General features: G+C 40.9%; 20 protein-coding genes and 1 tRNA gene. 10 read left to right on the top strand and 11 right to left on the bottom strand.

Annotated features, from left to right (window positions below):
- Positions 1 to 11 precede the first annotated feature (11 nt).
- Complete coding sequence (locus AN389_RS17480) at positions 12 to 788, top strand: YdcF family protein (protein ID WP_082422787.1); 777 nt, start codon at positions 12 to 14, stop codon at positions 786 to 788.
- An 11-nt stretch (positions 789 to 799) separates the two neighbouring features.
- Here the strand turns inward: AN389_RS17480 and AN389_RS17475 are convergent, their stop codons facing one another.
- Positions 800 to 1,552 (bottom strand): Nif3-like dinuclear metal center hexameric protein, encoded by a 753-nt coding sequence (locus AN389_RS17475; protein ID WP_055020352.1) that lies wholly within the window; start codon positions 1,550 to 1,552, stop codon positions 800 to 802.
- Positions 1,553 to 1,702: 150 nt separating this feature from the next.
- Here AN389_RS17475 and AN389_RS17470 point away from each other — a divergent pair, with 150 nt between their 5' ends.
- Positions 1,703 to 2,071 carry a hypothetical protein gene (locus AN389_RS17470; protein ID WP_055018762.1) on the top strand — a complete coding sequence of 123 codons (369 nt, stop codon included), beginning with the start codon at positions 1,703 to 1,705 and terminating at the stop codon, positions 2,069 to 2,071.
- 139 nt (positions 2,072 to 2,210) lie between these two features.
- Here AN389_RS17470 and AN389_RS17465 read toward each other — a convergent pair whose 3' ends face one another.
- The 6 genes from AN389_RS17465 to AN389_RS17440 form a co-directional block, all read right to left on the bottom strand.
- A complete protein-coding gene (locus tag AN389_RS17465; RefSeq protein ID WP_055020351.1) occupies positions 2,211 to 5,387 on the bottom strand; it encodes an amidohydrolase family protein in 3,177 nt (1,058 codons plus the stop codon).
- A gap of 97 nt (positions 5,388 to 5,484) precedes the next feature.
- Positions 5,485 to 6,309 (bottom strand): M90 family metallopeptidase, encoded by an 825-nt coding sequence (locus tag AN389_RS17460; protein ID WP_055018760.1) that lies wholly within the window; start codon positions 6,307 to 6,309, stop codon positions 5,485 to 5,487.
- A gap of 58 nt (positions 6,310 to 6,367) precedes the next feature.
- On the bottom strand, positions 6,368 to 9,256 hold the full coding sequence (locus AN389_RS17455) for a ligand-binding sensor domain-containing diguanylate cyclase (RefSeq protein WP_327077942.1): 2,889 nt from the start codon (positions 9,254 to 9,256) through the stop codon (positions 6,368 to 6,370).
- A 328-nt stretch (positions 9,257 to 9,584) separates the two neighbouring features.
- Positions 9,585 to 10,223 carry a CatA-like O-acetyltransferase gene (locus AN389_RS17450; protein WP_082422788.1) on the bottom strand — a complete coding sequence of 213 codons (639 nt, stop codon included), beginning with the start codon at positions 10,221 to 10,223 and terminating at the stop codon, positions 9,585 to 9,587.
- A gap of 108 nt (positions 10,224 to 10,331) precedes the next feature.
- Positions 10,332 to 11,372, bottom strand: a complete 1,041-nt coding sequence (locus AN389_RS17445; protein ID WP_055016578.1) for a Glu/Leu/Phe/Val dehydrogenase — start codon at positions 11,370 to 11,372, stop codon at positions 10,332 to 10,334.
- 450 nt (positions 11,373 to 11,822) lie between these two features.
- Complete coding sequence (locus AN389_RS17440; RefSeq protein ID WP_055020349.1) at positions 11,823 to 13,349, bottom strand: fumarate hydratase; 1,527 nt, start codon at positions 13,347 to 13,349, stop codon at positions 11,823 to 11,825.
- A gap of 168 nt (positions 13,350 to 13,517) precedes the next feature.
- Here AN389_RS17440 and pabB point away from each other — a divergent pair, with 168 nt between their 5' ends.
- The 3 genes from pabB to AN389_RS17425 all read left to right on the top strand — a co-directional run bounded on the left by pabB (position 13,518) and on the right by AN389_RS17425 (position 16,925).
- Positions 13,518 to 14,864, top strand: coding sequence for an aminodeoxychorismate synthase component I (gene pabB / locus AN389_RS17435; protein WP_055020348.1), 1,347 nt, complete (start codon positions 13,518 to 13,520; stop codon positions 14,862 to 14,864).
- 6 nt (positions 14,865 to 14,870) lie between these two features.
- Complete coding sequence (locus tag AN389_RS17430; RefSeq protein ID WP_055020347.1) at positions 14,871 to 15,446, top strand: CoA pyrophosphatase; 576 nt, start codon at positions 14,871 to 14,873, stop codon at positions 15,444 to 15,446.
- 102 nt (positions 15,447 to 15,548) lie between these two features.
- On the top strand, positions 15,549 to 16,925 hold the full coding sequence (locus AN389_RS17425; protein WP_055016574.1) for an L-serine ammonia-lyase: 1,377 nt from the start codon (positions 15,549 to 15,551) through the stop codon (positions 16,923 to 16,925).
- Between the two features lie 66 nt (positions 16,926 to 16,991).
- Here AN389_RS17425 and cysB read toward each other — a convergent pair whose 3' ends face one another.
- Complete coding sequence (cysB, locus tag AN389_RS17420) at positions 16,992 to 17,969, bottom strand: HTH-type transcriptional regulator CysB (RefSeq protein ID WP_055016573.1); 978 nt, start codon at positions 17,967 to 17,969, stop codon at positions 16,992 to 16,994.
- A gap of 292 nt (positions 17,970 to 18,261) precedes the next feature.
- Between cysB and AN389_RS17415 the strand changes: the two genes are divergently transcribed.
- Positions 18,262 to 19,020, top strand: coding sequence for a hypothetical protein (locus tag AN389_RS17415; RefSeq protein WP_055016572.1), 759 nt, complete (start codon positions 18,262 to 18,264; stop codon positions 19,018 to 19,020).
- A 250-nt stretch (positions 19,021 to 19,270) separates the two neighbouring features.
- Here AN389_RS17415 and AN389_RS17410 read toward each other — a convergent pair whose 3' ends face one another.
- Positions 19,271 to 20,563: an NCS2 family permease gene (locus tag AN389_RS17410; protein ID WP_055016571.1), complete on the bottom strand. Its 1,293-nt coding sequence runs from the start codon at positions 20,561 to 20,563 to the stop codon at positions 19,271 to 19,273.
- Between the two features lie 117 nt (positions 20,564 to 20,680).
- Here AN389_RS17410 and AN389_RS17405 point away from each other — a divergent pair, with 117 nt between their 5' ends.
- The 3 genes from AN389_RS17405 to AN389_RS17395 all read left to right on the top strand — a co-directional run bounded on the left by AN389_RS17405 (position 20,681) and on the right by AN389_RS17395 (position 22,368).
- The gene (locus tag AN389_RS17405) at positions 20,681 to 21,136 is read left to right on the top strand and encodes a tetratricopeptide repeat protein (protein ID WP_055016570.1); all 456 of its coding nucleotides are present in this window, start codon (positions 20,681 to 20,683) and stop codon (positions 21,134 to 21,136) included.
- 275 nt (positions 21,137 to 21,411) lie between these two features.
- Positions 21,412 to 21,846 carry a SulA-like leucine-rich domain-containing protein gene (locus tag AN389_RS17400; protein WP_055016569.1) on the top strand — a complete coding sequence of 145 codons (435 nt, stop codon included), beginning with the start codon at positions 21,412 to 21,414 and terminating at the stop codon, positions 21,844 to 21,846.
- A 42-nt stretch (positions 21,847 to 21,888) separates the two neighbouring features.
- Positions 21,889 to 22,368, top strand: coding sequence for a YchJ family protein (locus tag AN389_RS17395; RefSeq protein ID WP_055016568.1), 480 nt, complete (start codon positions 21,889 to 21,891; stop codon positions 22,366 to 22,368).
- A gap of 99 nt (positions 22,369 to 22,467) precedes the next feature.
- On the opposite strand, the gene AN389_RS17390 is transcribed toward AN389_RS17395, so the two are convergent.
- A complete protein-coding gene (locus AN389_RS17390) occupies positions 22,468 to 22,770 on the bottom strand; it encodes a DUF6172 family protein (protein ID WP_055016567.1) in 303 nt (100 codons plus the stop codon).
- Positions 22,771 to 22,960: 190 nt separating this feature from the next.
- Positions 22,961 to 23,488, bottom strand: a complete 528-nt coding sequence (locus AN389_RS17385; protein WP_055016566.1) for a VC2046/SO_2500 family protein — start codon at positions 23,486 to 23,488, stop codon at positions 22,961 to 22,963.
- 112 nt (positions 23,489 to 23,600) lie between these two features.
- Here AN389_RS17385 and AN389_RS17380 point away from each other — a divergent pair.
- A tRNA-Tyr gene (locus AN389_RS17380) sits at positions 23,601 to 23,685 on the top strand.
- The last annotated feature ends 3 nt before the right edge of the window (positions 23,686 to 23,688 follow it).

The raw sequence follows: 23,688 nt of genomic DNA, 5'->3' as shown, positions 1-23,688 counted from the left end.
TATTGGGTTTTATGTTGCTTGTTATGTTTGAATTAAAAAAATTATTAGGTGGCTTAATTATGCCACTCCCGCTATTTGGTTTACTTACGTTTGTAATGCTAGTTTTAGCGTTTCGTGGACGTAAGCCTGCTTTAGTGCTCGCAAGTTTGAGTATATTAACGCTTATAGTGTTAAGTACACCGTTTGCTGCGCATCAACTTATTAAACACAATGAGCTCGTATCACTGGCATTTAATGCACTAAAACACCCAAGCCTTGATAAGATTGTTGTGCTGGGGTGCGATATAAACCCAAACCCTGCTTTAAGCGCTAATAATCAGTTAGGAAATTGTGCGCTTACTCGCTTGGTAGAAGGCGTCAAGCTTGCAAAAAAATACCCTAATGCAACGCTTATCGTGTCTGGCGGTGGCTACAACAAAGTAACAAATAGCGCGTTAATGAGCCAAGTAGCAATAGATTTAGGAATAAGCAAAAGCCGCATAAAACAAAACCCGCAAGCAATGGATACCGCTGCCGAAGCCAAGCTACTCGCCCCTAAACTCGTTGATTTTAAAGTTGCACTAGTTACGTCTGTGCTACACATGCCGCGCGCAAAAAACTTGTTTAATGCCCAAGGTGTTAAGGTTATTCCTGCCGCTACGGATTATCACAATTTTGCGGCTTTACCTTTGTATAAACAATTTATACCAAATGCTGAGGCATTACGTGTAGTAACGCAATATGCCCATGAAGTGATTGGGAATGCTTGGATAAGTGTGCGCCGCTGGATAAACCCAGAGGCGCTGTAGAGTATATACACTTATACTGGGTTATCTATATCTATAAAACTCACATCAAAACCATGCTCTTTAGCAAGTAGCTCACCAAGCGCTTTAATTCCGTACCGTTCGGTTGCATGATGCCCTGCTGCAAAAAAGTCTATATTTTGCTCTCGCGAGCTATGAATCGTTTGTTCTGATGCTTCACCCGTTAGGTATGCATCAACTCCCTGCTCTGCTGCTAAATCGATATAACCTTGCCCGCCTCCTGTACACAGCGCAATGGTGTTAATTTTTTCATCGCGTACAACACTACGTAATGGTTCACGGTTTAAAACTTTAGCTATTTTATTTGCAAACTCGCTACCTGTAAGCGGAGTTTTTAACCGTCCTTTCATAGCAACGCTATTTGTAACGGGTTCAAGCCCTGTCTCTATTTCGATATCGAGCAAATTAGCCAGCTGGGCGTTGTTACCTATAACAGGGTGAATATCAAGCGGTAAGTGATAAGCAAATAAATTAATATCGTGCGCTAATAAGGCACCTATACGGCGTTTTTTCATGCCGATAATAGGCTGCGATTCACCTTTCCAAAAATAACCATGGTGAACTAAAATCGCATCGGCTTTTTTTTCTATCGCTGCATCAATGAGTGCTTGGCTTGCAGTCACTCCCGTAACAATCGTTTTGATTTCGTTTTTACCTTCGATTTGCAACCCATTAGGGCAAAAATCTTTAATTGTGTGAGGTTCTAAAATGTCGTTTAATAGTTGGTTAAATTCTCTACGTTGCATACTTATTACCTTACTCAGCACTGAATTTTGTGCAAATTTTGGCGTTTATGGGGCTAAAATGGAAGGAAAATCGCAAAAAATTGAAAAACAGTCGGAAAATAGGTATAAATACGGCTTCTTTATCTGTGTTCACAACGTATAGGGTCTCTGATGAGCAAACTAGACAAAACAGAAGTTTTATCTGCCTTTGAAGCTGCATATGAAGCTGCCAATGGTAAAAAACCTGAAATTACTACAAAACCAGGCTGGTACAGCATCGATGGTGGCAAAAACTTACGCCTAGCTGATGTAGCAGAGCTAACGAAAGAACTAAGCGCTGGCACATCGCCTGCACAAGCTGAGCAAAAAGCGCCTGCGAAAAAAACTAAAACTAAAGCGGCTGCGCCTGTTAAAGCACAAAAAACGGCACCGTTTACTGTGGTAACACAAAGCGAAGACGGCTACACAGCTGAAGAGCTTTGGATTGTTGAGCTTGCAAGTAAAGATCACGACTGTCGCTTACCGCGCGGTGTTGTTTAAACACATGTGATTGATAAAAAAGCCGCGTTAAGCGGTTTTTTTATGCCTGTTTATCACCTTCTATCAATTCGCTTTATTAAATAACTTATTTTGAGCTAAAAAAAGCGGCTAATAGCCGCTTTTTAAATGTGTATTACAATTATAGCTTTTCAAAATAAAGTGGCTTTCGCGGCTTTTTACCCACTTCGTTCATTGTGCTTGCATCAAATAAGCGCCCATTGATCATGGTATAATCGACTTTATCTGAATCGCGAATATTTTTCAGCGGATCGCCATCAATAACTATTAAATCGGCAAGCTTACCGACTTCTAACGAGCCTATATTTTTATCAAGCCCTAAGTATTTAGCAGGGTCAAGCGTAGAGGCTCTAATTGCTTCAAGTGAACTCATACCGCCTTGAGCAAACATCCACATTTCCCAGTGGGCACCTAAGCCCTCACGTTGCCCATGCGCACCTAAATTTACCAGTACACCTAAATCTTGCAGCTCTTTAGCGACACGGGCGTTATTAAAGTGGTTATAGTGATGATCGGGCGCTTTTACTCGGCGCATTGAACGCGGTAATAATTGATTTTTAGGCACAAACTTACTTAAACGCGGATGATTCCACACATCGGTTTTGTCATACCAGTAGTTTTCCCCCCAAATTCCGCCATAGGCGACAACAAGCGTTGGTGTGTAACCTACATCACTTTGCGACCATAATTGTTTTATATCATCGTAAATATTCTCAACCGGAATTGAGTGCTCAATGCCCGTATGCCCATCAACAACCATGCTTAAATTATGTTGTAACAGTGAGCCGCCCTCTGGCACTATCATCATTTCAAGCTCTCGCCCTGCTTCAATAACTTGTTGGCGTTGCTCGCGGCGCGGCTGGTTATACGATTTAACACTAAAGGCTCCAACCTTTTTAAGGCGCTCTAAATGAAATTTAGCATCGTCTAAGGAGTCAATGTGCGAGGTGTAACCAGGCATATTTGCTCCATATAAAATAGTGCCGGTAGAAAAAATTCGTGGCCCAACAATCATACCGGCCTTTTGCATTTCACTGGCAGTAAATATCTCTGATGTATCGTTTGATGGGTCATGAATTGTGGTAACACCGAGCGCTAAACCTGCGAAGTTTTTCCAGTTTTGCTGTGGGATTATTTCATCACTTGCCTGAGAGCCATGTGCGTGCGCATCAACAATCCCAGGCATAATTGTTTTACCTGTAACATCAATAACATCGGCATCTCTAGGAATAGTAACCTCACCCACTTTGCCAATCGATTTAATGTGTTTACCATCGGTAATTATAACGCCGTTTTCAATGACCTGTTCGCCATTCATGGTAATAATGTTTGCACCTTTTAAAGCAATCATACCTTTTGGCTCGGCCATTTTTTTACTAAAGCTAATGTTTTCGCCACTTTTAACTTTAAAGTCGGCCTCGCCTGCATTGTTTATAGCAAACATGCCATCAAGGCTTGCATGGTATAGCTCGGGGCCTAAGCTCCAGTACAGCTTATTACTATTAGCACTCCAGCTTATGTTTTCACCCGCACGTACAGACAGCTGCTCAATAGGAAACTGATTATCTTTAGGGCTTATTGTAATAGGTGAACCGCTTTGCACCAGCGGGGTAACAAATACTTTAAAACGCTCTGCAAACGCTAAGTATTTACCATCTGGTGAAACTCGAAATTCAGTGGCATGCTCCGACTCATAAAGCTTGCGTATCTTTTTACTCTCAAGCTCCACAACACTTAAGGTAGGCTTAGGCCACGGGCTCATGATAAATACACGGTCATTGGTACTACCAAACTGAGGTTGATAACCACTTTTAGAAATAAGCTCGCTCTCTTTCCCTTTTGCACTTACTTTATAAACGCCCGGGTTAAGCGACCACTTAGGATTTAAAATACTTCCGCCGGTGGCTTTACGATAAACGATTGTTTTGCCGTCAGGGCTAAACGTAGGCTCTACATACTTACCCGGTTGCGTTGTAATAGTATCACCACGACCACTGCGCGCAGAGACCACACGCACAGTGCCTTGCTTACTGTCATTCCAAGTGGTGTAAACAATCTTTTTACCGTCGCGGGAGTACTGCGGGAACAGCTCATAATGATCGGTTTGTTTAGTTAAGCGCTTAATTTTACCTGAGTCTAAATCGCGTTTATAAATATACCCTAATGCTTCAAAAATAGCGGTTTCGCCATCGGGGCTAACCTGTACGTTACGCAGCATTTTTACGTCAAACTCATCGGTATCTAAATCTTGTGTAAAGCGTACTGCCTTTTGAATCTTTTTAGTGGTTTGTACTTTAAAGTCAATTGGGGCGACTGTTTTATCATCAACGGCTAATTTATGAATTGTACCGCCAGCCCAAAACACAAGCTCTTCGTTATCTGGGGTCCAAGCAATTGTCGGGTACACTCCATGAATAGCCCAGGTTTCTTGCATATCGCGTTCAAGCTTGTCGTAGAGCTTAGTGTGCTCGCCACTGGTTAGGTCGTATAGGTACAAGCTGGTTTGAAAATCATCACGTCTTATATAGGCAAGCTTTTTACCATCAGGTGAAGGAGTCGGTCTTATTGCACCGCCCATTCCTTCAATAATTGTTTCAATGTCGCCGGTTTGTCGGTCAAAGCGCTTAATTTTATAAATACCGGCAACAGAATCTTTAGAGTAGTGAAAGGTTTTACCAGGCGTTGCATCATGAGAAAAGTAAACATAGCGCCCATCTGGCGAGAACATTGGCTCACCTAAGTCTTTTTGGTCGTTCTCGCGTTTAGTAAGCTGAACACCTTTACCACCGGCTTTGTGATAAAGCCACACTTCTCCAGCCCCTAGTGAGCGACTAGCGGTAAAGTGTTTACGTGCGACAAGGTAATCGCCATCAGGACTCCATGCGGGGCTGTTTAAAAGTCTAAAGGTTTCGTCAGTCACAGCGTGTTGATTGCTTCCATCAACATCCATAACCCAAATATTATCACCACCGCCTTGATCTGAGGTAAACGCAATATATTTACCATCTGGGCTAAAGCGAGGTTGCATTTGCCAAGCAATATCTGAGGTGAGTTTAGTTGCTTCACCTCCGCTTATAGGCATAGTGTAAATGTCGCCAAGTAAGTCAAACACTAGCGTGTTGCCATCAGGACTAACATCAATGTTCATCCATGTGCCTTGCTCGGTACTAATGGTTGCATCTAAAAACTCACCTTTTGGTGAGTCTACCTGCCACTTTTCTTGATCTTCGTTTGCGTACGGCTGACCTATTGCTAGGGCGACTGATAAAGCCAGTGCAGTGTGAAGCATTTTTTTCATGCATTTCTCGCTTGTTATTATTGCAGTTAAACTCTCTAACACGATTGCAACAAAAACAGCGCTAACTTGCCAGCGTTATCAGACCAAGCACCAAAAATTAATGCCAAACTATAGGGTCAAATTGGTAGTAATCCACCAGCATTCTATAAATTTCAGGGTCGTGTTGTCTAAGCTGCGCTGGCTTTTCTAAAAAGGTCTCTGTGAGTACAGCAAAAAACTCAGCCTCGTTGGTTGCCCCATAACTATGAATAACATGGGGCATGTTATAAGCAACATGACTTTTTAACTGTACAAAAGCACGGCTAAACACACGGGCCCACTCTTTGTAAGCATTGGGGGTTTTTAGTAATGGAGTGCCAGTGGTTTTTCCGGTTTCTTGATCTAACTGGTGGGCAAATTCATGAAACACTAAATTATGACCATCGCTTGGTAAGCGGTTACCTTCTAGTACATCGTGCCAACTCAGCACTAATGTGCCACCAGGCCACGACTCACCTAAGCGCACAGCGTTGTGGTAACTAACCAGCCCAGCACTATCTCGTGTAGATTGCGGCGCGTAATACGCACTAGGGTAGAGTAAAATTTCTTTTACGTTTTTATAAAGTGGCCAAGGTTTATTAAGCACTAACACACAGGCATCGGCAGCAACTATCAGCTTCATGGCGGGGGTTAGCTTTAGTCCGTCTCGGCCTAAAAAGCGCTTTTCGCTTAAAAACCATATTATGTGGCGCTCAAGCTTGGCTCTGTCGTTGTCCGTCATCTTTTTATAGATAGGCATGCAACGAAGGAGTATTTCTTTTTGTTGAGAGTTTAAAACCGCGTTTTTATATTTTTTATTCCAAAGCCAGTTTTGTAGTGCCTGCCAGCGCCAATAAATTACAACAAAAATAGCCAAAGCAAAAATGAGTAGCCCGTTTATCATGGGGACATCCAAAATAAGTTAGTCTCTTATTAATATGTGCGCCTGCACTCATTTTCAATCAGATAATTTCTGTGCAATTTCGTCCGCTATTTTTAGCTTTGTATAAGGCTTGATCTGCTCGCGATAAAAGACGGTCGTAATCACCCACATTGGTTGAGTCAGACAAACCAAAACTCGCTGTTACACTTAACCCCTCACCAATGGCCGAAAAGTCATGTTGAGCAATGCTCTCGCGCAGTGCTTCACATATCATTTTTGCTTCGCCGGCGGTTTTATCTGCAAAAACAATGGTAAACTCTTCACCGCCCCATCGTGCTATATGCTGGTTTTCTTGGCAGCCATCTTTAAGCAGATCTGCAATAGTACAAATCACTTTGTCGCCAACTATATGCGACCAGTTATCGTTAATTCGCTTAAAGTGATCAATATCCAGTATGGCTATGGCTAAAGGTCGGTTTTGCTGTTTGTAAGTGGCAAAGTTATGGGCAAGCCAGCTATTAAAAGCACGCCTGTTAGGCATATCGGTAAGTTGGTCGTGCGTTGCTTGGTACGCAAACGCATTGGCTTGCGTTTGTAGGTCTTGCGTTTGTTTTTTTACGCGATTAGTCAGCTCTATTTCTATTTTTTTATAGTGATATAAACGGTATTTGTATATGGCAAAAATAACCATTAAAAAAAGTACAAATATTGCAAACTTAAATTGCGGTTTTTGCCAAAAAAATGATTGAATTACAATATTTACAGCTTGCTGATTATCTTGCCAATGTGCGTTAGGGTAACTTGCGCGTACCATAAAGGTATACTCACCTGGAGGTAAATTGGTGTACTCAGCACCGGTCATATGTTGGCGATTAACCCATTTATCGTTAAACCCTTTTAATTGGGTTTGAAAGTTTAATCGCTGCGGCATAATAAAGCTCAGCCCTGCATAATGAAACGATAAACGAGAAACCCCCGGCGGTAAAAAGACCGACTCACCTTCAAGCGGAAGTGCAATAGGCTTACCATCTACAAAAATATTTTCAATAATGGTCGGCAGTGCAATTTGCGTTGATGCTTTTAAGCGAGCAGGTTTTACAGTACTTACCCCCTTAGCAGTTGCAAACCAAATACTCCCATCGTGATGCGTTACAGCCGAAGGCGTTGAGCCGCCATTAGCCTGCGCACTTAACATACCATCGCCTTCATCATACAGTTGATAGTTAAGCACAGGTGTTTTAGCGTTCGCAGGAGCATCAAGAATTTGTTGTATATGATTTTTATCGATTTGAATGATCCCGCGATTGCTCGAGAGCCAAAATGAGCCATTATGCGGCACCACTTGAAATAGTTTATCGATAGGTAAACCTTGCTCTAAGCCAAGCATTGCCATTTTCCCGCTTTTTAGCTCATAGCGTACTAAGCCTCTATCTGTAGCCATCCAGGTATAAGTATCATCAATATAAAACCCAAACGCATATTTAGCAGAAAACTCACGCGGAAATTCAACCGTTGTAAAGTGTTCACTAACAATATCAAATACCACCACCCCATTGCCGGTGCCTACCCAGATATTACCTGCGTTATCTTCACTAAGCGTGAGTATAAACCCGCTTGGTAACTCTTTTTTATTTGTAAATTGCTCTAAGCTGCCATCTTCATTTATGCGCGTAAGCCCCATGGCCGAGCCTATCCACAAACGGTTTTTAGAATCAAATAATAACGCTCTTACTTCGTTACTTCCAAGACCCGTACTACGACTAATGAATGGGGTAAAGGTATTATTGACTACTTTTAAAACACCTGAGGTATAGGTGCCAGCCCATACACTCCCATCGGGTGCTTCGTGTAAACTGAGTATAGAGTAAGGATTGCTTTGTTTAGAGCCTGAGACCAAAATAGCCCGATTGTTTTTGATTATGTTTAAGCCCGAGCTGCCCCCAACCCATAAACTACCATCAGAGTGAGAAAGCACTGTACGGGTATAATCCCCCGCTAAGCCTCTCTTATGGGTCCACGATGAAAACGGCGACTCACGCAGACGAAACAATCCCGCGTTTGTGCCAATCCAAATGCTATTTTCTCTATCTTGTAACAAAGACAAAATTCGGTTGGCTGGCAGTCCATTTTTGGCATCTAATTGCTCGACACCGTCAGGTGATAACCTAAATACCCCTTTATTAATTGTGCCGAACCATAAATCACCATGGTTATCCTCTAGTAAACTAGAAATTGATTCATTTGCAAGCTGTTCATGTATAGGCCGAAACTGCGAATTTATTTTGATCCAAGCGCCTTTTTCGCTTCCCACTATCAGCGAGCCGCCTCGGGTAATTAATAAATTGTATACGGGCGCATTGGGTAAACCAAAGTGAGGCGTCATTAAGGTGGGTATTTTATTATCTATTTTATAAAGGCCCGCACTAGTTGCAGCCCAAATAACCCCGTCGCTGTCTTCTATAACGCGATAAGCACTCACGTTTTTAATTATCGCAAGGTCAGTATCGCTGTTGTGCTCACGATAAAAAACCCCATCGTTTTCAAGGGCTAACCATAGGCTTTTATCAGCACTTTCGATTAAATGATTAACCATGGTAGACGCTGAGCGCTGCGTGTCCCACTGCCTATGTTGATATAAACTAATCCCACCTCGCGAGCCCGCTATATATAGCCCACCGCTTTGTGTTGGTGTTAAGGCCCTTAAACCTGAATCGGGTAAATTATTTATATGGGCACGGGTTAGTATTGTAAACTCTTGGCCATTAAAGCGTGCTAAACCTTCCCAGGTAGCAACCCATAAGTAACCATCTTGAGTTTGAGTAACACTATTAATACTGTTATGCGGCAGTCCTGAGCGAGTATTCCATGTTTCAGAAAAATAATCGCTCAACGGTAAGCGCGTTTGCTCTTGAGCTTCACATAAAAACATGACGAAAAAAGAACATATAATGCTTAATTGTCTCATCATCAACTGCCTTAGTTATTCTTTTACTTGTGTAAGCGTTTTAACGTTATTTAAGCGTAGCGGGAAAGAATTTACTCGGCACTGGTCACATCTAAACTGTACATCCAACAAAGTGCTAAAATCCCTATACGCACGGGGTGAGTACACTATGCTTTGTTTAAGCGCTAACAAGCGCTTTAATTTAAACTAAACAATAGCGTCAACAACAAATAATACGTGCTAAACACACCTTTTAAACGTATCAGCTAATCGTTACAAATTAACTTATACCCACTTATTTAATTAAAAATACTACCATAGCGAATAAACACATTGCATTAACTAAATTTAATTAATCTTTACAAAAGTTGTTAATATTATCTTGTAATACGCTTATAAACGCGGCGACGTGTAAACCGTCCATTAAAGAATGATGCACATCAATCGAAAACGGCATTAGTCCCGTGGTTTTGTTATATTGACCAAACACAAACTTAGGAATGCCTAAACATTTCCCTTCACTAAAAGCATGCGAAAAACTGCTAAAGTTCAGCCATGGCAGCACTGAAATATGTATCAAATCAGCTTGCCCTTCGGTTTGATTGAATGCCTGAGAAAATAACGGTTGAGATTTAGCATTAGCACTTATAGTAGTCGCGTGTTGAGAAAAAGCTTCAAAGCAAGACGAATAATTAAAATAACTAAATATAAACGAATCATCACTGGCAAGCTCTACCACACTGGCTCTAACTTGCTTTAAGCGCCATGGACGCTCATTGATAATCCTTAGCATGATCGGGTTATAGGCGTGGCATGCTGTTAGTGTGGCATGCACATATGCTTGAAAAAAAGACAGTTTATTTTGTTTACAATATTCAAATAAAGGCTTGGCGTTAAGTGTTACACACACATTAAAATATGGCTGGGTGAAGTTTTTAAACAATTCAAAGTGTTGCTTGCGAGGCCAAGTATCAAAATTAATTGGCTCCATTAAGGCGTTTGTATTAGTCATATTATCCATACGGTTAAAGGTAACGCCATAAAGTATAAACAAAAAAGGCGTACCAAAGTACGCCTTTTTAAAAATAATAGAGCTAAATTAAAGACCGTTTTTAATAATCTCTTGCGCTAACTCATCGGCTATTAAATGCGTTGATTTTTGCTCTTTTTCACTACGCGCAAAAATTTCAGTAAGCGTATCGTATATGCCTTCAACATGTTTATTAGACGCCGCTTCACTGTAGCCTTGAGGTGCAGTTTCGTAATACACATTAATAATGCCACCAGCGTTAATAACGTAATCGGGTGCATACAAAATACCTTTTTCGCGAAGTACTTCACCGTGGCGAGATTGTGCTAATTGATTATTTGCACAACCTGCAATAATCGTTGCTTTAAGGCGTGGTATAGTTTCATCGTTAACCGTTGCGCCAAGCGCACAAGGTGCGTACACATCAACATCAAGATCGTAAATTTCATCAATACCTACCGATGTTGCACCAAAGTCATTAACTACACGCTCTACTGAATCTTGATTTATATCAGTTACAAATAGTTGCGCACCCGCCTCAGCTAGGTGTTTACATAAACCATAGGCTACAGCACCTAAGCCTTGCACAGCCACTTTAATACCCGAAAAATCTTGATGACCTCGCTGATGCTGTAACGCTGCTTTAATTCCTAAAAAAGTACCATATGCTGTAAAAGGTGACGGGTTTCCGCTTTTCCCTTCGAGGCCCAGTACATAGTTTGTTTCTTTATTCATTAATGCAACATCATCACAGGTAATGTTCACATCTTCTGCTGAATAGTAACTGCCATTTAATCGCTCTAATTGGCGGCCAAAAGCACGGAATAACTGCTCAGACTTAATTTTTTTTGCATCACCAATAATTACTGATTTACCACCACCAAATGGCAAACGTGCGACTGCATTTTTATAGGTCATGCCCTTAGATAAGCGCAGCACATCGTATACTGCGTCTTCATCTTTTGCATAATCCCACATTCTACAACCGCCAACTGCAGGGCCAAGGTTAGTATTGTGCACGGCAATAATTGCTTTTAAACCTGACGCTTCGTCAGAACAAAAAACCACTTGTTCGTGGTTATCAAATTCAGCTTGATTAAACACAGCCACTGTTATTACTCCAAAATAGTTTACCCGTGAGAGGGATGAGCGCTGGAAATTGACGAAACTTTACCACTTCATTTTTAAGGGGGCCACACAATGACAAGTTAAACCCTTAAAAAGTGAGCCGTGTGAATTAATAAACCCATATATCGTAGAAACATGGATATAAAATCCAACAAAAGGCATATAAGTTAAATTTAAAACTAACACCGCCGTTCAAAAGTGCGCTCACACTTACGTGAACGTAAAGGTAACGCCAAGTGTAAACCTTGTATTACACAGCTCCCCTCCCAGCAAAGGCGCACAGTGTATAGGTTTATGAAGAAAAAATCAGATTTACCGTAACTGGTCTGAGGTGTTTATTTAAAGAGGAGATTTGCGCTTTTTTAGTGTGTTTATTAAAGAATACAAAAAAAGCGAGCCTAAGCTCGCTTTGTTATTAGATTACGCAAACCTTTATTTAAGCTTACCGTCTAGCTCTTCAATTTTAGCTTTCCAAATCGCAGGGCCTTGTGTGTGTGCATTTGCACCTTCGCTATCTACAGCAACTGTAACTGGCATATCTTCTACTTCAAATTCGTAGATTGCTTCCATTCCTAAATCTTCAAAGGCAACCACGCGTGCTTTTTTAATTGCTTTAGATACTAAATATGCCGCACCACCTACAGCCATTAAATAAACCGATTTATGCTCTTTAATCGACTTAACTGTAGCAGGACCACGCTCAGCTTTACCTATCATGCCTACAATGCCGGTTTTTTCTAGCATCATATCGGTAAATTTATCCATACGTGTTGCTGTTGTAGGGCCAGCAGGGCCTACGGCTTCATCACCTACAGCATCAACTGGGCCAACGTAATAAATAAACTTATTATCGAAGTCTACGCCTTCAGGTAAACCTTCACCTGAATTGATCATATCTTGTAAGCGTTTATGGGCAGCGTCACGGCCTGTTAAAATAGTACCTGAGAGTAAAATAGTTTCACCCATTTTCCACTCGCGAGTATCTTCTTTAGTTAGCGTGTCTAAATTAACACGACGCGTTCCTTCACCTACTTCAAAGGTGACTTCTGGCCAGTCTTCTAGCTTAGGCGCTTTTAAATCTGCAGGGCCTGAGCCGTCTAGTGTAAAGTGTACGTGGCGCGTAGCAGCACAGTTAGGGATCATCACAACAGGTTTTGATGCCGCATGCGTAGGCGCTGTTTTTACTTTAATATCAACAACCGTTGTTAAACCACCTAAACCTTGCGCGCCAATACCTAGCTTGTTAGCACGTTCAAAAATTTCTAAACGCAGTTTTTCTTCCGTTGTTTCTGCACCGCGCTCCATTAATTCATGAATATCAACCGGGTCCATTAACGACTCTTTTGCCATTACCGCTGCTTTTTCGGCGGTTCCGCCAATACCTATACCTAGCATGCCTGGCGGGCACCAACCAGCGCCCATTGTCGGTAGCGTTTTTTCTACCCATGCAGCTACATCGTCAGATGGGTTTAGCATAACCATTTTACTTTTGTTCTCTGAGCCGCCGCCTTTCGCTGCAACCATTACTTCTACTTCGCCGCCCGCCACTAAATCAATGTGTACAACTGAAGGGGTATTATCTTTAGTGTTTTTACGTGTGCCAGCAGGGTCAGCTACAATAGAAGCGCGTAGTGGGTTATCTGGATTTAAATATGCGCGACGTGTGCCTTCATCAACCATTTGTTGTACGGTTAAATCTGTTTTATCCCACTTAACATCCATCCCTACTTTTACAAAACAGGTAATAATACCCGTGTCTTGACACAATGGACGCTTGCCTTCAGCCGACATACGCGAGTTAATTAAAATTTGCGCGATTGCATCTTTTGCAGCCTTGCTTTGTTCTTTGTTGTAGGCTTTTTCTAGCGCTTGAACAAAATCAAGGGGGTGATAAAAAGAGATATATTGCAACGCATCTTCAATGCTATCAATAAAGTCTTGCTGACGGATTGTACTCATAGTGGTTCCTTAAGTTAGCGTTACGCTTAAGCGTAATCTATACCAAACCGGTGACGGTGGTTTGCACTGTTTTAATTACAACGTAGATTTGATACTAACGCTGCCAAAAAAATTTGACTTATGATACCCTCCCAGCCCGTTTCGAGCCAGTTCTTAAAGGGGCAGTAAATGCTAAACAATGAAAAAAATTGTGTAAAATTAGCCATAACACAAAACTGCATTGATGTTTTCGCGCATTTTGCGCATTTACCCTATGCCGTATTACTAGACTCAGCCAATAGCGAGCACATAAATAGTCGCTACGATATTATTGCGATAGAGCCCCACGCTATTTTAGAAGTCAATAACAATCAAAGCGTATTTAATCAACAACTTGACTCACGTAATCCCTTTACAATAATGAACGATGAGCTAAGTAAACTTAGCGCGCAAAAAGCCGCTAATAATCTGCCCTTTAATGGCGGCTGGCTTGGTTATTTTGGTTACGACTTAGGCCGTATTATTGAGCACATGCCAAGCACGGCAAAACACGATATAGCATTGCCACAAATGGCCATTGGTCTTTATTTAGATGCGCTAATATTTGATAAACGCCAGCAAAGCTGGTTTTACGTTTCTCAACCAAAGGTGAATCGTTTAGCGCTTTACCAGCAATATTTAACAAACGATATAGCTCCTGCACACTTTTCGCTCACCAGTGATTGGCAATCAAATATGAGCGAACATGAATACGCTGATAAATTTGCGCAAATACAAGATTATTTAAAAAGTGGTGATTGCTATCAAATCAACCTCGCGCAACGCTTTAGTGCTAGCTTTAAAGGCGATCCTTTCCAAGCCTATAAAATATTACGTGTAGCAAATAAAGCGCCGTTCTCTAGCTTCATAAACCACCCAGGTGGTGCTATTTTATCAATATCGCCCGAGCGCTTTATTGCAGTTCACGACAACATAGTTGAAACAAAACCTATCAAAGGCACTTTGCCACGTATGGCCGATGCCATCGCAGACCAGCAACAAGCCAGGGCCCTTGAAAACTCAACCAAAGACCGCGCAGAAAACGTAATGATTGTTGATTTACTGCGTAACGATTTAGGCAAAGTGGCAAAGCCTGGCTCTGTAAAGGTGCCCTCACTGTTTGCTATTGAGAGCTTTCCGGCTGTTCATCACTTAGTGAGCACTGTCACGGCCGAGCTCCATGAGGATAAAACGTGTGTTGATCAACTTGAAGCAGCATTTCCCGGTGGGTCAATCACTGGCGCGCCTAAAATTAGAGCTATGGAGATAATTGAAGCGCTAGAGCCTCATAGGCGTAGTATTTACTGTGGCTCCATAGGTTATTTAAGCGCCTGCGGTAATATGGACACCAGTATTACAATCCGTACATTGGTTTGTCATAACGAACACATTTATTGCTGGGCCGGTGGTGGTATTGTCGCTGATTCTAAAGTCGAATTGGAATACCAAGAAACATACGATAAAGTGAATAAAATACTTCCTTTATTAAAACAGTAGAACGCTTTGAATAGTGAACATATTATGGCGCGGTTTCAGCTAAGCCCTACTGCCGCGCCAAATCAAATAAAAGATACCCGTAAAAAGCGTGCCAGTGCGGTTATGCTGCCTATTATTGATGTTGATAACCAGGCGCATATTTTATTGTGCAAACGCCCTACTTATTTACATCATCACCCTGGGGAAATTTGTTTACCCGGCGGTAAATTTGAGCAAAGCGATAAGCACCTGCGCACCACAGCGCTTCGAGAACTACACGAAGAGCTTAATATAGCGCCAAGTAATGTTAAAGTGCTCGGGCAGCTGCCACAATACTCTACCCTAACTGGCTTTAGCATTAGCCCATTTGTGGGTTTACTTGGTGAACACACAGTATGGGAGAACGATTATAATGAAGTGCAAGCTAGCTTTTTACTGTCGCTTACCCAGCTTTCAAACGAGGCCAATTGGCAGCCCATTCCTTTTCAACGATTTGGCAAAAACATCAACTTGCAAGGGTTTAGTACACCGCACGGATTACTGTGGGGAGCAACGGCTAGCATTATAAAAAACTTTACAAAACAGCTTGCCCTACCAGTTTAAAACTTATTGGCAAATAGTTACATAATATAGAATTAACGTTATGATACTCGACCGTTCAAAGAACAGCTCCAGGGCTGAGTAAATATAGTAGAGACCCATAATATGATCAGTGCATTTGATATGTTTAGCATTGGTATTGGCCCATCGTCGTCACACACCGTTGGCCCAATGCGCGCCTCGCGCTTATTTGTTAATGACCTTCAAGAACAACAACTTTTAACTTCTGTTACCGATATAAAAGTTGAGCTTTATGGCTCACTGGGTCAAACCGGCGTAGGCCATGGCTCCGGTAAAGCCGTAATATTAGGACTTGCAGGATACGATCCAGAAACAATTGATGCTGATTTAGTTGACGATATTCTTGCTACTATTGAAAAAGAGCAAGTGATATACCTAAACCAAACCCATAAAGCGAACTTTCCTAAGCAAGGAGCTATTGTTTTTCATCGTCGTAAAACCTTACCTAAGCATTCTAATGCAATGGAAATTATTGCCTCAAGCAATGGCGAAAAAGTATATAGCAAAGTGTACTATTCTATTGGCGGCGGCTTTATTGTTACCGATGAAGAATTTGAAAACGAAAAACAAGCAGCCCTTGATATACGTGAACAAAACCCTGCGCCTTACCCATTCGAAAGCGCAAAAGATTTGCTAGAGCTATGTAAAGAGTCGGGCTTGAGTGTATCAACCTTAATGATGCATAACGAAAAAACGCTGCGCAAAGAAGACGACATTAAAGACGAGCTATTTAATATTTGGCAAGTTATGAAAGCCTGTATAGAGCGAGGCATGCGCACCGAGGGCATTTTACCAGGTGGTTTAAAAGTTAAACGCCGTGCACCTAGCTTATATTTAAAATTAAATGTAGAAGTAAGCAATGACCCGCTTAGAGCAATGGATTGGGTGGATTTATTTGCCCTTGCTGTAAATGAAGAAAATGCCGCGGGGGGTCGCGTAGTTACCGCGCCTACAAATGGCGCAGCGGGTATATTACCGGCCGTATTAATGTACTACCACACGTTTATTAAAGAAGTGGACCGCGACATAGCCACGCGCTATTTATTAACCGCAGCGGCTATTGGTATTTTATACAAAAAAAATGCCTCTATTTCGGGTGCAGAAGTAGGCTGCCAAGGTGAAGTGGGTGTGGCTTGTTCAATGGCTGCCGGCGCACTCACCGAAATTGTTGGTGGTAATGTAGTACATGTTGAAAACGCCGCCGAAATAGGCATGGAACACAATTTAGGCCTAACCTGCGACCCTGTAGGCGGATTGGTACAAGTACCGTGTATTGAGCGCAATGCCATGGGCGCCATTAAAGCAATTAATGCCTCGCGCCTAGCAATACGTGGCAGTGGCGAGCAAAAGGTGTCGCTTGATAAAGTCATTAAAACCATGCTTGATACTGGCAACGACATGAAAACAAAATACAAAGAAACCGCACGCGGTGGATTAGCGGTAAACATTATTGAATGTTAAGCGTATAAAAACAAAAACCGCGCATTGTAGCAATACGCGGTTTTTTATTTTTTGTATAAAGCTTTGCTATTTTACCGGCAGTTCTATGTCTGCAAACAACGCATCAACATCTTCTTGATTACGTAACAAACTAGCGCGCTCTACTCGCTCTTTAGTTAAATGCGGGGCAAAACGTTCAATAAAGTCATACATATAAGTACGTAAAAAACTGCCCTTTCTAAAGCCAATTTTAGTTGTACTCGCTTCAAATAAATGACTAGCATCAATACACACTAAATCAGTGTCACTTAATTGATCAACGGCCATTGAGGCAACTACACCTACACCTAGCCCCAACCTTACATACGTTTTTATTACATCGGCATCTGTTGCAGTAAACACAATGTGTGGCTCAAGGCCATGTGCATTAAATGCTTTGTCGAGTTCAGAGCGACCAGTAAAACCAAATACATACGTAATAAGTGGATACTGAGCTATATCAGCAACAGTTAAACTGTCGGCCTTTTGGGCTAATGGATGATCTTTTGCCACTACAATGCTGCGATTCCAATGATAACAAGGCAGCATAACTAAATCTGAGTATAAATGAAGCGCCTCAGTTGCGATGGCAAAGTCAGCGTCTCCGCGCGCTGCCGCATCAGATATTTGTTGCGGTGTACCTTGGTGCATATGCAGCGAAACAGCGGGGTATTTTTTCATAAACCCTTGGATAACACTGGGTAAAGCGTAACGAGCCTGAGTATGTGTAGTGGCTATGTTTAGTTTACCCTGATCAGGCAAGGTATGTTCATTAGCAACGGCTTTTATTCCTTCGACCTTAGAAAGAATTTCGCGAGAAATGTTAATTATTTCTTCACCGGCACTTGTAACATGCGTTAAATGTTTACCACTGCGGCCGAAAATTTGTACACCTAACTCATCTTCTAGCATACGCACTTGTTTAGATATACCAGGCTGTGAGGTAAATAAACTTTCAGCGGTAGCTGATACGTTTAGCTTATGATTTTGAACTTCTACTATGTATCTAAGTTGTTGTAATTTCATGGTTGCAGTTTTAACGTTGTTATTAGGCCAGCATGAAGGTAGCAGGCTATAGAGACAAATTTAATTTGTACAATACTTGCCTAAATGCATACTTATACCTTCATTATTTAGAAGCTAAGGCTAGCATAATAAATTCGCTTCAGGTAGCGATGTTTATTCAGGTTCAACTTATAATACATTATTCTTATATCTAATTTTTAACATATTTTAAAGTTAATCAGCGCAAAGCTACCCTCAAAGCATATATTTGATGTAATATAAAAAAATAGATTGTGAATCCGAGAGTTAAGCCATGATCGTTTCGATTATAATTGTGCTTATAGTGGCGCTAATAGTGATTGCACTGTGGGTAAGCGCTGTACAACAGCATAAAGAAAAACAAGAAGTTGAACGTCGTAAAGAATTAACAAAACAAAAAGCGATAATCGAAGAAACCGAAGAGGCGCTAATGAATAGCGCCAATATTCCGCTTTCTGAAAATGTTATACGCGCTTTGCAACGTAGATGTTACGAGGCGCTAAACGCCATGGTGAAACACTCACCTAATTCTAAAGCATTAAAAAGTAGGATGAACGAAGCTAAAGAAAAGCTAAGTGCGCCAGTACAAGGCAATAGCAACGACAACTTATCGCTACCAAGTAACGACAAACAATTAGTTTCGTTAATACAGGGTATAAAAAAGCTTAGAGTAATTATGCGTTCGGAGCACAGTAAAGGACGCGTAGATAGCCAAGTATTTGCCGCAGAAGATAAGCGTCTAGAAAAACTACAACTGAGAATTAATATAGAAAGCCAAATAAAACGCGGTTTATCTGCTCGTTCGGCAAGTATGGTGGGCTCTGCCAGACAGTATTTTGAGAAAGCCTATGCCACGCTTAGTGCCGTTACCTATTCAGATGAATACGTAAATACTAAACGCCAAGAAGTCGAAGGCTATTTAGAAGAAATAAGTACTGAACTAAAAGCGTCAAACGCCACCGCCCTTAAGAAAAAAGCAGAAGCTGAGCAAGATGACCTCGATGTGTTATTTGCCCCTAAAAAGAAATGGTAATTTTAAATAACTAAAAGAAAGCCCATACACAATGTATGGGCTTTTTTGTATCTACTAAACTGTTTTTACCATGGGTAAATACGAATGTACTTTAGGGCACTACCTAGCACTCACTCCGTTATAAACACTCATTTACCACTGCAAGAGATATACACGGTATAACTAGGCAATGGCACTGAGTGATAGCCGCTAAATAATAATTTACCCGCCCTTAAGTACATCTGTTAATTCAGCGAATCGGTATTAGCTATTATGATAAAAACGCAAACTTAATAATAAACAGCGCCGTTAAAATCCACACACTAATACTCACTTGATCGCGTTTACCACATAGTAACTTAACCGCAGTATACGATATAAAACCAAGCGCAATACCATGTGCAATAGAGAATGTAAGTGGCGTCATAAGCAGTACAACACTTACTGGAATTGCATCGCTCATATCATCCCAGTTCACAAACTTAAGGTTTTGCAGCATTAATACCGCAACGTATAATATAGCACCCGCTGTTGCATAAGCTGGTACCATTTGCGCAAGCGGCGCAAAAAACATCATTAGCAAAAAGCATACACCTACAACAACGGCTGTTAAGCCAGTACGCCCGCCAACCGATACACCGGCCACAGACTCAATATAAGAAGTGGTTGTTGAAGTACCCAACATTGCGCCGGCAATGGTCGCTGTACTATCTGCACTTAAAGCACGCCCTAAGCGCGGCATGTTACCTTTTTCATCGGCTAAGCCTGCTTTTTGAGTTACCGCAACCAACGTCCCCGATGTATCAAATAAGTCAACAAACAAAAACGCAAAAATTACGCTTAACATGGACAGTTCTAGAGCCGCTGCAAAATCAAGTTGCATAAACGTAGGTAAAATAGACGGTGGCATTGAAATTACGCCGTGGTACTGAACTAAATCAAGGCTTAACGCAATACCTGTTACTAGCAAAATGCTAATAAGTACGCCACTTTTTATATCGCGATAAAGTAAAGCCGCAATAACAAAAAAGCTTAATATAGCTAATAAAGGGCCCGCCGAAGTGATATCACCAAGCTGCACTAATGTTGCTGGGCTTGAAACAATAATCCCTGCATTTTTTAGTGCAATTAACGCTAAAAACGCGCCTATACCTGTTGCTATAGCTTGTTTTAAAACCAAAGGAATCGCATTAATTATCCACTCGCGGACCTTAAACAAACTTAATATTAAAAATATACAACCAGACATAAATACCGCACCTAATGCAGCCTGCCAGCTATAACCCATCCCTAAAACTACACCATAAGTAAAAAATGCGTTAAGGCCCATACCTGGTGCAAGTGCTAAAGGATAATTGGCCCACAGCCCCATAATAAAACAGCCAATAGCAGCTGCAATACAAGTGGCTACAAATGCAGCACCTTGATCCATGCCTGCTTCAGCAAGCATTGCAGGGTTAACAAATACAATGTAAACCATAGTGATGAAAGTAGTGACTCCTGCAATGCTTTCGCGTCGCACATTGGAGTTGTTTTCGCGGAGTTTAAATAGAGCTTCGAGCATAATAGACTTGTGGTTGTAAAAAGTGACGAGATTTTATCATAAAATTAAGTATAAACAGGACATTTTACCTTGCGATATACTAAACTGTTGACGTAGAAACTATATAAAAGAAAATGTATGAATAAGACTCAGCCTAGCGGACAAGACTTAGAGCAGCAATTAAACAACATTTTAGACTTTGTAACTCAGCCTATAAACCAAAGCGCTGAAAGCAATAGTGATGTAAGCGAGCACACAGCACTTAATAAAGCACTGTATTATTTAAAACATAACCAAGCACCATTGGCAGCTAAATGGATGCGTCTTGCCGCAATGGCTGGAAATCATCGCGCCCAGTTTTATTTAGGGTTATTTTTTGTCAAAGGCCAAGGCGTACCAAAAAGTGTATTTCACGCAACAGCATGGCTTAGCTTAGCCAGCAGCCAAGGCTATGAACCGGCAACCGCTGCTTTAGATGATTTAAGAAAATATATCGACACCAAACGTCTTAGAGACGCTCAGTGCTACGCAGCCAGCTTGTTTGAGCAAATACACCAAATACAGTATGCTCACTTAATCCCCAAAAATGACTAACTACTGTATTGCTAAGTACTGTAAAACACATTAAAACAACTGTATAGCTACCTCTTAAGTACTGTATAGCGCTGCTACACTTTATACAGTTACGCAAGCACCCTCGTTTTTCACTCTTACAGATAAATCATAAACCACTGTTTTTAAAGTTTTATTTTTATTATTTACTTTTTAAAGCCATCAACTGTATAAAAAATAACAAAAAACACTTGCACACAACAACTGTATAAACTACTGTATACACGTACTGTATATAAACCCAGTGAGTGAGACCTATGCTACAGCCAATTACCGTAAGAAACGTTAAAAGCTACCAACAACATGACGAAAATGAGTTAGTAAACTTAATAAAAGTAGAAGATGAAATTTCTGCAACATTTGAGATGCTAAAAGTGTTGCATCAATACAATAGCTCGAATGCGTGGACCTTACTAATTGCGCCTGACCATGTGCCCAGTAAAGCCTTACTAGATAGCTGCTCTATTGATACCAGCAAATTGCTTGTGATAAGGCAAAAGCATTTAGTAAATTTAGAGTATGTGCTTAACTCCGCACTCCATAATGGAAATTTTGCAGCCATTATTACGTGGACCGGCATAGTCAGTGAGCAACAGCTTGTTAATTTATCGCTTAATTTAAATAAAAGAAGCGCTAAGCTATTTTGCTTGACTAAAAAAACCAGCACTACAGCAATATCACTTACTCAATAAGCTTGGTAAAATACATTTTTGATTTATGTTAATTAGTATTTTATGAGTGTAACCAGTACCAGCGCCTGCAAATGCAACAGTCAGCTTAATTATGGCGACTGTTGCCAACCTTATCATCTTGATATAAAAGCCCCAAAAACACCTGAGCAATTAATGCGTTCGCGCTTTAGTGCTTATGCATTAAAAAATGCATCTTATGTATTTAAAACTTACGCTAAAGAAAAACAAGCACAAAACCCAGTAAATGAAATTGCTGACTTTGCCAATAGCTGCCGCTTTGTAAAATTAGTTGTACGCGATACGCAGCAAAGTGATGAGCGAGGCTCTGTTGCCTTTAACGCGTATTATTTTTACCAAAACTTATATTGTGAACTGGATGAGAAATCAGACTTTATAAAAGAGGATGGTGAATGGCGTTATTTAGAGGGTATTATTAACCCGGTAGCCGATATTAAAGTTAATAGAAATGACCCCTGCCCTTGCGGAAGTGCTAAGAAATATAAAAAATGCCACGCTTTATAAAGTAATATACTTAAGTAGTATCAATAACGAACTTAACCACTAGCTAAAACAAAAAATGGACCATTTAGGTCCATTTTCTACAATATTGCTATTGGGTTTTTATTCATCATCATCTAAATCGAACGATTCACGCTGCGCAGGTCTAGCTAAAATCTCAACATAGAATGAAGTAAGCGCCTGTTTTTCGATTTCACTGATCTTGTTGTTAATTTCAGCTACGTGAACAACTTCTGCATCATCGGCACTTGTGCCAAACTTACAGTCAAACGCCCAGTAATCAGCTTCAACAGGTAGCGCTTTATTGCGCTCTCTTTTCAAATATTTTTTCACTTCATGCTTTGCAGCATCAACCATACGAGGGTATTTGATTTTCTCATGATTTAGCGTGAATGTTTTCTTCATTACGTTCCTAATTACCTTGATTTAATGATAATGGCACTCAAGTCATACCATTTGCAGCCATTATAGCAATTGCATTTAATTTGTGGATGCTTTTTTTAAACAAAAAAAGAATTGTTCTATTTTATTGCATAACCAAATATTAAATATAAGGTGTTTTAGGCTTTTAAAGCGCACAAGTGTTAAATTATTTTTATACGTTAGCAACAAGTAATGGTTTGTGTATAGCCTCATTAGTTAAATCGTCATAAAATGCGGCGGCATCCATTTGTGGGCTTGCAAGCGCGGTGTGCGTGTCATTTATGCGCCTGCGTACTGATAGCTCACAGTTATCGATTACTGTTAAAGGAATATGTGACTTATCATCTCTAATCGCTAGTGGCTCAGGGTTTAAGCAGTGACTTAATTTTATTGCTTTCATACCTGCTTGCTCACCTTGTTGAACAATCATCGATGCGTGCTCTTGCCCTATGCTCATATCAAATTTCTCGGGAGCTAATAATTGCTTTGGCCCAGCACCAAAGCGCTCCCTTAACTGTTCTTCGTCTACATAAGCACTATGCGTCTCACTTTTTGGCAAGTGAAATTGACTAAAATCCAGCGCATCATGCGATAGCATCGCTAATAAAAGTGAGAATTCACCTCTGCGATTTTCATGCACACTTTTATTTAGCCTGGTCTTTAGCTGACTCTCTGTGATTAACAAATCATCGATTTGCATAGTTTTTAGCCGATTATGATAACTGATAGATATTTATCGGCTTTATTTCAAATTTCTTTAGCTTTTTTCTTTACTTAAATACGCAGTTTGCTATTATCAGCGCCGTTGCATTGGAGGGGTTCCCGAGCGGCCAAAGGGATCAGACTGTAAATCTGACGGCTCAGCCTTCGCTGGTTCGAATCCAGCTCCCTCCACCACTT

Origin of the sequence: Pseudoalteromonas sp. P1-7a (assembly GCF_001401855.1) — a bacterium.
Taxonomy (GTDB): domain Bacteria; phylum Pseudomonadota; class Gammaproteobacteria; order Enterobacterales; family Alteromonadaceae; genus Pseudoalteromonas.
This window is presented reverse-complemented; position numbering and strand designations above follow the sequence as displayed.